This window comes from Picrophilus oshimae DSM 9789 (assembly GCF_900176435.1).
Classification (GTDB): domain Archaea; phylum Thermoplasmatota; class Thermoplasmata; order Thermoplasmatales; family Thermoplasmataceae; genus Picrophilus; species Picrophilus oshimae.
Genome location: NZ_FWYE01000004.1, coordinates 26,919 through 39,443, shown reverse-complemented (window position 1 = coordinate 39,443; position 12,525 = coordinate 26,919). Strand labels below are relative to the sequence as shown.

Here is a 12,525-nt window from a genome sequence, read left to right as displayed (position 1 = left end):
TACACCTCATTAACACGATGCAATTAAATTCATATAAATTTAAATTTTAAATAGTGTATTTAATATTTTAATTTCTTAAACGTTAAATACAAAAACGTATATAAAAATATCATACAAATTAACAGCTTTAAATAAAATTTTAATTAAATATTTTATTGTTGTAATTTTCTTAATTTTTATGAAAACCCTGTAAAATTAGCAATTTTAAAATAATGCAGTATAACTAAATTCTACTTTTAAAAAATTTAATATTATTTTATTATTATAATATAATTATTAAGATTTAATTTATAATTATTTATTATATCTTATAATTATATAAATATATTTAATATTAAAATTATTTATATATAATACAGTATACTTTATTTTAATTTATTATATAATTAATAAATTATTTTATATTTATATATAATAATCATAATACACATAATATATACACTAATATAGCTATCTCATATTGTTAATTTAATGATTAATTTATCATATTAATAAAAATAAGGGCCTTAAATTGTTTATAAATTTATCATACATAATATGCATTACTGTATAAAATATATAATTTTATTCTTAATACCCTCAAATATTCCATGTATATAATCCATAAAACCATATTTTTCTAAAAAATATCCCAAATAATGCAGTATAACAAACGTTATACGGTGTTTTTGCTTAAATATTATTAAAAACCGGTTCAATGATATGAAAATTATTATAATATTAATATTTAAGGCTTAATAATTTGAAATTAAAATGTTAAGATGGCACTGTTTTACGCATTATTATCTCATTGGATACATCGTTATTTAAAGATGAAAACAAATTTGATTTAATGAACATGTATTAATTTAATAAATACTATCAATTTATTATATTTATATTATAACTATTATCTGTTTACAAATAAAATAATTAAATATCCTTAATAAATAATTAATATCTAATTATAATTTAAAATTAATTTAATTTATATATTTAAAAAGTTTAATATATTAAATATATAAATTAAATAGTTAAATTAAAATTATTAAATAATAAATATTAAATATATTTATAATTATTAATTACATAAAATAATATAAAATTTTTTGAAAGTAATTTTTACAAATTTTTGCTTAATAAGATCAGGACCAGGCCATACCTATAAAAGTTCAATTTATTAACCATTTTGCAGGACATTTTTCTCATTTTTTATGCAATCACTGGTAGAATTTATGAATATAATCTTGTTAGGACAAAAGGTAAGGTATCTGTAAGCCGTCAATTTTTTTCGGATTTCTCTCGCAGGAAGTAAATTCCCCTGATTTTTGTAACACTGCATTTATTTGGACAAAACCTAATTCACAAAGATGGATTGCTCAATTCATAATTATCAATACAAAGAGAGTATGATGAAAATAACTTATGCTTCAAGAAATCTGAAATGAAAAACATTAATCCTTTTGAAGGCCTTTTTCAACGATGAATTTTCTAACATCAGAAAAAGGATTCAGAAATATTTTTATTTAAGTACAGTATACAAATGGGAAGATGGTTAAGAGAAGAATGAAAATAATTTTAGAAGTCTTGCCAGGTGCAATTATATCGCTTCCCATTTCACTTTATTTGGCCTCGGCCGAGGTTAAGTACCACCCATATTGGCACAGCTTTATTATAGCGTTCCTCGGCTTTTGGTTCTTGATATTCGCTGGAGTCTGGTCATATTTCTACGCCTTGGCTTTTAGGGAAGCTTTGAGAAATAGAAAAACGTAGAGATGAAACAAGATGATTGATGATGTCTCCATCTTATTGTATCCATGTATTCCCACACCTTGAATTCATATGAATGCTTCAATGCAGTACGGATCTTGCGGTCCGATTTAAACAGGCTTATATTAAGATCGAAGGAGAAACCTTACGAAACCTTGGAGACAGGGATCTTTTAATACTTGCATCTCTGATAAAGAATCAGGATACAAACAAGGCGTATGCAGAGGTATCGAACAAATAATAACATTCTTCTACAGGGAATGAGCAAATCAGGATTCTTTTAAAGCGTAAACTATTTACAGAACCTTGGATTAATCACATTAATAAAGAAAAAGATTGGCAGATATTATACCATGGAGTCGCAAATATTATTATTGGATGAATCTATTGTATCTGTAGAACTAAGGAAGAGGTTATAACAATGATTAATGAGACTATTTTACGGGAAAAAATAAATGTATGCAATAATTGTAATATTAATTATATATTAGGTAGAATAGGAGATATAATAAATAATAATTTTATGAATCCCCAGGATATATTAATACATGATTACCTTATTGCAGCGCATAATTTATTTTTAACATGGGCTGGTAGATTTCCATCAGCTATAAATAATATTACACGAAACCAATTACAAAACATGCTAAGCGATTTTATTCTTGAGGCAAATAATAGTAGCTGGAATAATATGCAGAGAACAGATATGGCAGTTGCCCAAAATCCCAATCTTAGAAATGTACTTCAAGATTTGGTATATAATATCAACAATGGTTTGCCTAATATAAACGATGTTGTTAGAAGATTAAATAATATATGTAATCCATCTTTAAGAACTCATGTAAATGGTATGGGTGTTTTTTTGGCCACTGCAATTTTGTTTGCCAACGATAACAGGAACTTTATGGTGATAGACAATCCCGTGAGAATGTGTTTTGGATTAAATAATAATATTAGTCAAATAGCACAGTATAATAATATAATTATGGAATCACAAAGGCTGGGTACTAAAAATGATTAAAGGGTCAAATAAGAGAACAGAGTGGGTAGAAACAGTAAGAGATGCATTATTGAAACTTAGGTCTGATAGAAGTACTTTTTTACTTAAGCCTATTTCGCCGTTGCTTGATAATATAATAAACATTGATACCAATAAATTACTATTTCATTCAATATTGAAGAATGAAATTGAGAAGGTGAATATGCAAATAAAAGTACCGGAACAGATGAATATCTTATTCTCCAGTTTTTTTGTTTCGTATGAAAAAGCTGAACTTCTTACCATAGATCAGATTTACTATTCCCCAAATCTGATCAATAGGATTGGCAACACAAACATAATAGGTATAATAACGGCAGCTAAGATGATAGGAACAGACTTAAATAATCATAAAGTTGAGATCAAGGGCATAATTTTTAATCCAGGATGGTCAATTCCTGTGAATATCAACAATTTAAAAGGAAAGGACGTGCTTATTACATTGGGAAAATTTAACTTCATTTTATTTTATGATGCCAATAGCGAGTCGATAGTAATATCAGAATTATTATGAATTTCAATAGATATATATCATATTATTTTAGTATCAATAGTATCGATTATAGTGGCTATAGTAAATATTCTTACCTTGAGCAACTTCAAAGTTTTAGGAAATTTTACTTATATAATCCTTAGGTAAAAATAAAACTCTATGGGTTACTATGGAAAAAAACTTTATATTTCACACACGTATGTGTGTGAGTAGATGGGAAGTAAAAACATATCTATCTCTGATGAAGCGTATCTAAGGCTATCCAAACTAAAGTCTAGAAATGAAAGTTTTACAGATGTTATATATAGGCTTGCAAATAGGACAAATATTAATGAAATCTAACAAAGAGGCAATCGAAAAAGCAGAGGAAATTGAAAAGTCAGATGGACTATTGCGGTTACCTCCATTTCAATTTTTGAAGTGTTTGTTGGAATTGGCCTTAGCATAAAACAGGATCAGGAAAGGCATAAGATTTCTCGACTACTTAATGGTCTGTCAGTAATAAATTTTGATGAGGCAGTAGGCCTTGACGAATCGGTACTTGGCGAAGAGATACACCCAAAAGTTTTTGGAATCATCAGAAGGATTAAAGATAAGGATGAGAAAGTATTTGCAGAACTGGAAAGAGATATATTTGGAGGAGGTGAATTGTTTTACCAGCCGCTTAAGGATTTCTTAAAGAATAAAGGTGTTGAGGAACTAGAAAAAATGCCATACAGTGTATTTAGTGGATTGAAAAAAATAAATTATCTGGAATATTCTTTTATTACAAGTATGGAGAAGATTTCCATTTCTGGTATCTTTACGATCTGAACTCTGGCAAGATGCTTACAAGGAAGAGTGATATTTTAGATTACATAAAGTGCAATCGTAATGAGATGAGAGTAATTCCGGACTTCTTCGAACAAATTTATGATGCTAATAAACTTGTTCTTGAGAATATAGAGCAAACGTACAAGGAAATAGAGCTAAGCAACACACAGGATTCCCAACTTAAAGAGCTTAATAGATCCAGGAGCACTAAATTTATCAAAAAACTAATCGATGAAATCGAGTTGCAAATAAATGAACATCTGAACTATTATCCTAAGGACACATCCGTGGTGCAGATATGGGAACCAATCAAAGATAGACTTATATCATTACCACCAACAAAAAAGAGACTTCAAGAGCTTAGAAAGATATGGAGGGGATACAGTTAAAAGCATACTTTAAAAACTTGCCGATAAAACATTAGAACCTATGTATCTTGACTTGCACTCAAAGAGGATAAATTCAGTAAGTGTGTATATTGATATAAGTCATTTAATATATTCTAATATAAAGTATATTTATATATGTCTCTTTATATGTACATATCTATGGACATGTCTTGAATTTGTTATTTATATTTCTACTTTTTATATTTATCATGGATAGTTTAGAAAATTGGGACACAGCTAAATTGGATAAGGAGAGATATAAATGGATCCTATCTTTGGGGATGGCTGACTTTCTAGACGCTTTTTTGTTTGTTACTGCAGGTGTTGTAATAACGCTATTACTTATAGATTTTCCTCACATGTCTGTTGTTATTGAGGGCTTTATACCTTTTTCTCTTTCTTTTGGTGTTTTCTTTGGGGCTTTTTTTGGTGGAAGATGGGGTGATAAATTTGGTAGAAAAATAATTTTTATGTGGGATATGGCTTTGATGGCAGTGGCCGCATTAATAGATGGATTTAGTGTAAATCCAATTATGTTCATTCTTGTATTTTTTATTGCTGGAATAGCGTTAGGGGCTGATGTTCCAACGTCTTGGAGTATGATAGCAGAATTTTCACCAAAAAAAAGTAGAAATTTCGCTATTGCTATTCCATATACTATGTGGGTTCTGGCAATACCATTTGTATATACCGTTGATTTGGCTGTCACCGACCTCCATGCAGGCGTTTACAGTTTTAGGATTCTTATGTGGATAATAGCTGTGATAGCTTTCTTTGTATTCCTTACAAGAAGACAGGTAATTGAATCTCCACGCTGGCTCCTGATTAAGGGCCATGAAAATGAGTATACTAAACTGACAAAAACATATACTAAACAAAAAAATACAAAAGATGAAAATAAAGAAAATAATATAGAAACATTAACTTTTTCTAAGTTTTTAAAAAAAGGGAAATTTAAAAAATATTTTGTATTGATGATAATATTATATATCTCATGGGGTCTATATGCAAGTACATTTGGAACATTTACTATTTTTATTTTTCCTGGATTAGGAATAAAAACGCTTTTAGATATAACTATAGTAGAATGGGTACTGGAGATTATAGCCATATCATTTGAACTTTGGTGGTCACGCTATAATATTAAATACTCACGTAATATGGCGTTCACGCCTATATTTGCCGGAGCGGTTGTATTTGTCGTGGTTGTAGCTATTGCAAGTTTCTTGGTTAATCCAATTTTGGGATTTATAGGCCTAGTTGGATTTGGAACATTATCAACCATGGTTTCTCCAATAATACGCACATGGTCAGTTGAGATGTGGCCAACAGAAATTAGGACTACCGTACAAGGTCAAATTTGGTCTTATATGAGACTTGCAAGTGCTGTTTGGTTATTTGCTGGTCCAGCTTTATTGGCCACAGTAAAGGATACCGGATATTTATCTATAGTAATAGTTTTTGTGGTAATAGTACTTATTATTAGCACTATGCTGCCAAATACAAATGATAAGTCATTGGAAGAAGTAAGAAATATGTTAGAATTAGGCACTTGGAAGACTTAATAATATTATGTGCAAGTTCAGTGATGGCAAATATTAAACAAAAATATATTTATTTTATTAACACACAATCATAAAAAATAATAACTTAATCGATACCTTAGGATTTATATTGAATATAGCCTTTAGGTTTTTAATTAATAAATAGTATATGTCCTGCGAAGCATCGATAATATAAGTTCATAGATATAAATGCAAATATCCTAGATGAATTTAATGAATATGAAAGCAAGTTCGTAAGTGAATATAGGAGCTATTAATTTTGTTTTAATACCGTTAATAGCAGTAATTATTGCAAGGTTAAAAGTAAAAGAAAGCTATAGATTTAAAGATCTTTTATTGTCAATAGTGTAAGTGTCATTTCAAGATTAGATAGAGGGATTAAAAACACAACCCAAAAATTTATTTTCAAGTGTAATCATTTGTATGGTGATGGACTTTGATCTCTAAGAACTAAAATATTACCTCGTTATGAACCGGTCGTAACACAATAGCAGTTTTAGGGAAAAGGTTTGGAGTTATATGTCAGAACTAAAAATGAGCTCATTTATAGAAAGTGTTATATTGAATTAAAGTCTTCAATTAATATTGGGTGCAATGTAATGCAAGAGTCTACCATATGAACTGCCATGGAAAGAAACGATAGGAAGCTTGAATCATTGTTTGATCCCTTAAAAAATATATAAATCTAAGAGGGTCGTTTTGCTTAATGCGGAGGAAGAATATCAATATGCAATACATAACTTTAAGGAGAATACAGTAAAAAACATTAAATACGTTTCCGGACAAATTGTAAAGTTTAAAAAAGAGAAGGAAATAGATTCATTTAATATAGATAATGATAGTATAACGCAGGAAAAAACCAACAATCCACCAATCATAGGATATTCTAATTTCATTATTTTTGCCAAGTATATTCTTATAGAACAAAAAGGAAGAGCTTTAGGGCAAAGGCAGGTTCTTAATGTAATTGCGAAGATTTGCGAAGAGCCTATCAAAGCCGAAAAATTAGACATAGATTTTGTCTTGGATACAAAGGCGATGGATGAATTCCTTAATGCGCAGGAAAAAATTATACTAATTTGCTTTTCCAATATAATTCTTACCCTGACAATCCAGATCGAAACATTCAAAATTTTGAGGAAATTGTAAAAGATTCCAATAGCAAAAATGTGGAACTCTCTAACAGTTCTGATAGAGGCATAAATAAGGAATCAAGTATTGTAAAAGGAGGATTAAAGCTCGCTGAAATGCAGAAGCTTAAAGTGAAAATAGAAGGTGAGAGAGAAGGCGAGAAACAAGTATTTAATTCGTCTAAAGGGAGAAATAAGCAGAAAGAGAAGATTGTGGACGAAAAAGGAAACAGAGATGATACTGTTATGTCAAAATTAATTGAAAAGATTAAGGAGTTTTTATGATTATTTATTCTCTGCATCCTCCCAACTTTTCCTTAACTTATCACTCTTGCTGCCATTACAGCTATTTTCCTTAAAGCTTGCGTTATAAGAATAAAAGTGCCTAAAAAGCCATATATTATTGCAAAGAATGCCAACGCTTGAATTATTAAGTTATAAAAAATTAGCTCTATGAAGCCGAATAATGGTATCGATATAAATATCCAAAGCGAAGTTCAGGAAGTTTGGAATAATAGGTACTGATAGTTTTTAGAAGCTATTAGAGCAGAAAGATAGTTTTCATCCTGTATAGAGTAAATAATCGCATATATTGCCAAAACTAGATCTAAAAGGGCAACATCTAGACCAATAACAAATATTATCCCTGCCGAACTCATTGGCTGGAGTTTGTGGAAATAGATTATAGTTGCGATAATTACGATTGAAATATAAAAATCCCAAGATTCTTTAGAAAGGAATATTCCCTTGAAACCGCCATTTTGATGAAATAAATAAGCGAATGAATAATATCTCAAATCCTTGTTCTTGTCTTTCATGATCTCACTTATTATAATAAGTATTAGAAAATGATATTAAAAGAACCTGATTTTTTCGTTCAAAAGTTTAGAGATTATTTAATCTCAAGCTACCTCTTAAGCCCCCTAAATTCCAATCTGCAAGTGAGAATGATGTTCCATGAGCAAGCCATAAGTACTGAGAAGCAAGACGTGGTGAATTTGAGCCAAAGCACAGTAAACATATTATTAACAAGGGATTTTTATTGCGTAAAATTTCATGATTAAGAAACAAAGTCAATAGTTACCAATTTAAGTTTTGACTGGTCAAATAGTTCTATCAACATCTTCTTGAACGTCTCTTTTTCAGCAAGAAAATCTCCTAGATTGCTGATCATTGTTTTCCAGTCACCATTTTTCATATTTTCATACTAATTGAAAATTAAATTATTCTATAAATATTACTTGGTATGACTATATCTAAATATTGGAAAAATAATAAATTATTAGAATTATATAATTAGCTATTTTAATATAATAAATTTAGCTAAATCAATTTAATATAAAGTATTGATAAATATAAGAATGAAATAAAGATGATATTCAACTAAAGATATCTTTATAAATGCTCAGAATAATTTATACTATCATAATAGAATCAATAAACCTTGTGTATATTAATTCATAAAATAAAGAGGTGATTATTTCAGCAATGATTTCAATGAATAAGGAATTACATTTAGCACCAATACTTCAAAGATTATCTACGCTTAACAGCCCATTCTATAAAATCATATGGATAGAAATTTTTCATCATGCTTACATGATTCAATTCTTCTATTTCATTATTATCAAGTTCCCAGTTTAGAGAAGAAAGGTTATCTTTCAGCTGTTCCAGATTTCTTGCCCCAATTATTGGAGCAGTGATCCATTTATGTGATCTTACCCAGTTAATAGAAACCTGAGAAACAGTAACACCTCTTCTGTTTGCAATATCTTCTTCTTTTTTAATTATTTCCCATGTTCTATCATTATTATACCTTTCCCATGCCTCACCTGGGTCTATAGCACTAGACCTTTCCACTCTAGTGTTAGTACCTATTGGCTTAACATTTTGTTTGAATTTCCCTGTTAACCATCCTCCTCTGAGAGGACTCCATGAAATTACACCTAAGCCATTCTCTTCAACAACATCTTTAATTTCATATTCTATTCCTCTTTCTAAGAGGTTATATTGAGGTTGTATTGATATTATCTTTCTAAAGCCATACTTTTCAGAAATGTCTATAGCTTTTTGCAGTTGCCAACCTTTAAAATTACTAACCCCAATATAATTTACTAAACCCTTATCGACTAAATCAGATAGAGTATAAAGTGATTCTTCTAACGGAGTATACATATCCCAAGCATGGATTTGATATAAGTCTATATAATCGGTTTGCAATCTCTCAAGAGATTTCTTTAAAGAACTTCTAATATGTTTAGTGCTTATGCCAGCGTTGTTTGGTTGAGCCCCCATCGGAAACCTTACCTTAGTTGCTATAATAAAATCATCTCTATCTCTGGATTTAAGCCACTCGCCAACTATACTTTCTGAATTTCCATTGGAATAAACATTTGCTGTATCAATTGTATTTCCACCCTCGCTTTCAAATTTGTCTAATAAAGTAAAGCTAGTTTTTTTATCGCATTCATTTCCAAATGTCATAGCACCCATTACCAACTCACTAATTCTTATACCACTTTTTCCAAGAAATTTATATTTCATTTTTTTCACCTCTTAATTTTATTGTTATTTCATAATTGCCCGAACCAAATTCATATGTAATTTTATCTTGTTCATTTATAGTATTATTCAATAATTTACTATTATTTATTGATATTAGTTCTGCCACTTCTTTCTTATCTAATTCTAATCTACATTTGGAATTAACAGGCACATGGAGATGAATTTGTCTTTTTTTATTTTCTATGGTTTCTAATTTATAATGAATAGAGCCTATAGGCGAATTAAATGCAAATTTGATCATTTTAATTTCATTTATAAAATGTGGAGACAATTTAAATATTTTGAATCCTGGATTTTCTACATCAGGAACTATACCTACAAGTGTATCAAAGAACCAATTATCAACAGTGCCAAACATAATATGGTTGTGAGAATTCATACCACTCTCAGCCAAATTTTTTTCGGATTCATGTAAAGGTCCTCCAGTTAAGAACTCCCATCTTTCCCATAAAGTTGTGGCACCCTCTTTTAACATATACCCCCAGCCAGGGTAACTAGTTTGTGTAATTACTTTAAATGCAGTTTCAGAGTGACCAAAGGCCGATAAAACTTGAAGTAAATACCTAGTACCAAAAATTCCTGTGTTCAAATGATTACTACAATTAATTACAACATCATTTAATAAATAATTAAATATTTTATCTCTGATTTCTAATGGTGCCATATCAAAATATAGAGGTAAAATTTGAGAAGTTTGTGTTCCATAATCATGATTACCATAATATATAATATGTAATTTATCTGGTATACCATACCTTTGCCTATTTAGAAATGGTGGAAATGTTTCATCACGTTCTACCAAGAATTTATTATTAAAAGCATTTTTTATAGTTTTCATATCATTTTCATAATCATGGTAATCATTATTTCCCAATATTTTTGATATTTGAGACATAATACCCAAATCCTTAAAAAGGATTGACGTGGCATATAGCTCTCCCGGCGTATCTAAAGGCTTAACCATTTTAGGTGGACACCAATCACCATATTTATAAAATGTTAAAATGCCATTTTCAATTTTACTAAGAAGAAAATTAAGCCATTTCTTAACATATGGATAATACTCAGCTAATATGTTCTTGTCTCCATAGTATCTGTATACATCCCATAGTATTGAAATATACTCATCACCCCAACCTGGGTCTGCTGGATATAGGGGCCAAAAAGGAGGTACAACATCCGGTATTTCGCCACTATCCAGTTGGGAATCTTTTATATCGCTTAACCATTTTATATAGAAACCATACATATTGAAATTCATTATAGATTCCTCAGCTGTTAAGCTAGAATCGCCTAACCATCCCATCCTTTCATCTCTTTGTGGGCAATCTGTAGGAATTCCCATCAAATTGCTTACCTGTGACCATAAAACCATTTTATGTATTTGATTTAGTATATCGTTTTCCTTGTCAAATACAATACTACCAACAGGTTCTACATTACTATGTACAATTCTTCCCTCTATATTATCTAAGTTAAGTATTAAATTATCTCCAGAAATTTCTACATATCTAAAACCATGATACGTAAATCTAGGCTCATAAAATTCATTATCCCTACCTTTTGATATATAAATATCCTCATTTTTTGCAGTTCTATTTGGACCGGTATTAAGTGTATTATCGTTGTTTAGCAATTCTGCATACCTAAGTTTTACCTTGTCACCCTTGTTTAAATATCCCAATTTTATTTTAACCCATCCTGTAAAATTTTGACCAAAATCTACTATATATTTATTTTCACCTATATAGATAATAGATTTTGGCTTTATATTTCCAACTATTTCTATTGGTGGGAATAAAGCATCAGAAACAAGTTTTCCAAGTTTGGAATTAGAGTATTTGCAAAATGCCCATTTTGAATCGTCAAATCCTGGTGAATCCCAACCATATTGCTCTAACCGTGCGTCGTATATTTCTCCATTGTATATATCATCATATACTATTGGTCCTGTGGAAGTTTTCCATGATTCATCAGTACCAAAATGTACAGTCTCACCATCATTATATACTAATAGTATATCCATTATAACTTGGTGTTTACCGTCATATCCATATTCCGTCGTATACCTACTATTACCTATCATAACACCTACACAATTTAAGCCATTTCTAAGTTCACCTGCTACATCATAAGTAGAATATAGAATTTTTTTCCTATAATCTGTCCACTGAGGTGTTAACACTTTTGTTCCCACTTTTCTACCATTTACTCTTAACTCGTAATATCCAAGAGCACTTATATATATTCTGGCACTTTTAATAACTTTATTTATATTAAATTCCTTTCTGACCATTGAATCTACAAAAATCCATTTTCCTACCCACATTTCTTTTCCAACAAAAGCTGTTTCAAAAGAATATATATCGCTGAAAGAACTTTCATTTCCATGATTATCCCACCATTTCACTCTCCAATAATATTTAGTGAAACTTTTTAAAGGTGGACCGTTATAATATACAAAAGAATTTTTTTCCGATGCCACCTTTCCTGTGTCCCAAACATCTCCTACCTCTTTAATCAAATTAATTTCATTTTTAGATACAATTATTCTGTATGCAGTCTGGTAAGTATTATCTGTTTGCGAGGTAAGTACCCATGAAAAAAAAGGTTTTTCTATATCAATACCTAATGGTTCTTTCACAAAATTTGTTCTGCCCTTAATAGGTTTATTTATAATACTTTCCATAACTAGTTAATCATTAATTAAATATTAATTCTAATCCGTATATGTCCGGGAATGCTTTTATTAAAACATTTATAAACGGTTTCATTGATTATA

12 protein-coding genes are annotated in these 12,525 nt (G+C 29.7%); 9 read left to right on the top strand and 3 right to left on the bottom strand.

The window, feature by feature from the left end; all coding sequences use genetic code 11:
* Positions 1–1,530 precede the first annotated feature (1,530 nt).
* The 9 genes from B8780_RS06685 (at position 1,531) to B8780_RS06645 (ending at position 7,463) form a co-directional block, all read left to right on the top strand.
* Positions 1,531–1,752 (top strand): hypothetical protein, encoded by a 222-nt coding sequence (locus B8780_RS06685; protein ID WP_084273109.1) that lies wholly within the window; start codon positions 1,531–1,533, stop codon positions 1,750–1,752.
* A gap of 418 nt (positions 1,753–2,170) precedes the next feature.
* Positions 2,171–2,770 carry a hypothetical protein gene (locus tag B8780_RS06680; protein ID WP_084273108.1) on the top strand — a complete coding sequence of 200 codons (600 nt, stop codon included), beginning with the start codon at positions 2,171–2,173 and terminating at the stop codon, positions 2,768–2,770.
* On the top strand, positions 2,763–3,302 hold the full coding sequence (locus tag B8780_RS06675; protein WP_084273107.1) for a hypothetical protein: 540 nt from the start codon (positions 2,763–2,765) through the stop codon (positions 3,300–3,302). The genes B8780_RS06680 and B8780_RS06675 overlap by 8 nt, the downstream gene beginning before the upstream one ends.
* A 192-nt stretch (positions 3,303–3,494) precedes the next feature.
* Positions 3,495–3,623, top strand: coding sequence for an antitoxin VapB family protein (locus tag B8780_RS08405; protein ID WP_084273106.1), 129 nt, complete (start codon positions 3,495–3,497; stop codon positions 3,621–3,623).
* A 78-nt stretch (positions 3,624–3,701) separates the two neighbouring features.
* Entirely contained in the window at positions 3,702–4,094 is a 393-nt protein-coding gene (locus B8780_RS06665; RefSeq protein WP_084273105.1) for a PIN domain-containing protein, read from the top strand.
* Positions 4,095–4,105: 11 nt separating this feature from the next.
* Positions 4,106–4,483, top strand: a complete 378-nt coding sequence (locus B8780_RS06660) for a hypothetical protein (RefSeq protein WP_153274229.1) — start codon at positions 4,106–4,108, stop codon at positions 4,481–4,483.
* 209 nt (positions 4,484–4,692) lie between these two features.
* Entirely contained in the window at positions 4,693–6,048 is a 1,356-nt protein-coding gene (locus tag B8780_RS06655) for an MFS transporter (protein WP_084273103.1), read from the top strand.
* Positions 6,049–6,747: 699 nt separating this feature from the next.
* Positions 6,748–7,197 carry a hypothetical protein gene (locus B8780_RS06650; protein ID WP_084273102.1) on the top strand — a complete coding sequence of 150 codons (450 nt, stop codon included), beginning with the start codon at positions 6,748–6,750 and terminating at the stop codon, positions 7,195–7,197.
* A gap of 20 nt (positions 7,198–7,217) precedes the next feature.
* Positions 7,218–7,463: a hypothetical protein gene (locus B8780_RS06645; protein ID WP_084273101.1), complete on the top strand. Its 246-nt coding sequence runs from the start codon at positions 7,218–7,220 to the stop codon at positions 7,461–7,463.
* Positions 7,464–7,675: 212 nt separating this feature from the next.
* Here B8780_RS06645 and B8780_RS06640 read toward each other — a convergent pair whose 3' ends face one another.
* The 3 genes from B8780_RS06640 to B8780_RS06625 form a co-directional block, all read right to left on the bottom strand.
* Positions 7,676–7,996 (bottom strand): hypothetical protein, encoded by a 321-nt coding sequence (locus tag B8780_RS06640; protein ID WP_084273100.1) that lies wholly within the window; start codon positions 7,994–7,996, stop codon positions 7,676–7,678.
* A gap of 718 nt (positions 7,997–8,714) precedes the next feature.
* Complete coding sequence (locus B8780_RS06630) at positions 8,715–9,722, bottom strand: aldo/keto reductase (RefSeq protein WP_084273098.1); 1,008 nt, start codon at positions 9,720–9,722, stop codon at positions 8,715–8,717.
* Positions 9,712–12,432, bottom strand: coding sequence for an alpha-L-rhamnosidase (locus B8780_RS06625; RefSeq protein ID WP_084273097.1), 2,721 nt, complete (start codon positions 12,430–12,432; stop codon positions 9,712–9,714). Before B8780_RS06625 ends, B8780_RS06630 begins: the two co-directional genes overlap by 11 nt.
* Between the last annotated feature and the right edge of the window lie 93 nt (positions 12,433–12,525).

Bases quoted from the DNA above. Each gene is read 5' to 3' on its own strand.
- B8780_RS06675 (WP_084273107.1), top strand. From the start codon at position 2,763: ATGATTAAAGGGTCAAATAAGAGAACAGAGTGGGTAGAAACAGTAAGA.
- B8780_RS08405 (WP_084273106.1), top strand. From the start codon at position 3,495: ATGGGAAGTAAAAACATATCTATCTCTGATGAAGCGTATCTAAGGCTA.
- B8780_RS06640 (WP_084273100.1), bottom strand. From the start codon at position 7,996: ATGAAAGACAAGAACAAGGATTTGAGATATTATTCATTCGCTTATTTA.
- B8780_RS06655 (WP_084273103.1), top strand. From the start codon at position 4,693: ATGGATAGTTTAGAAAATTGGGACACAGCTAAATTGGATAAGGAGAGA.
- B8780_RS06625 (WP_084273097.1), bottom strand. From the start codon at position 12,432: ATGGAAAGTATTATAAATAAACCTATTAAGGGCAGAACAAATTTTGTG.
- B8780_RS06680 (WP_084273108.1), top strand. From the start codon at position 2,171: ATGATTAATGAGACTATTTTACGGGAAAAAATAAATGTATGCAATAAT.
- B8780_RS06660 (WP_153274229.1), top strand. From the start codon at position 4,106: ATGCTTACAAGGAAGAGTGATATTTTAGATTACATAAAGTGCAATCGT.
- B8780_RS06630 (WP_084273098.1), bottom strand. From the start codon at position 9,722: ATGAAATATAAATTTCTTGGAAAAAGTGGTATAAGAATTAGTGAGTTG.
- B8780_RS06685 (WP_084273109.1), top strand. From the start codon at position 1,531: ATGGTTAAGAGAAGAATGAAAATAATTTTAGAAGTCTTGCCAGGTGCA.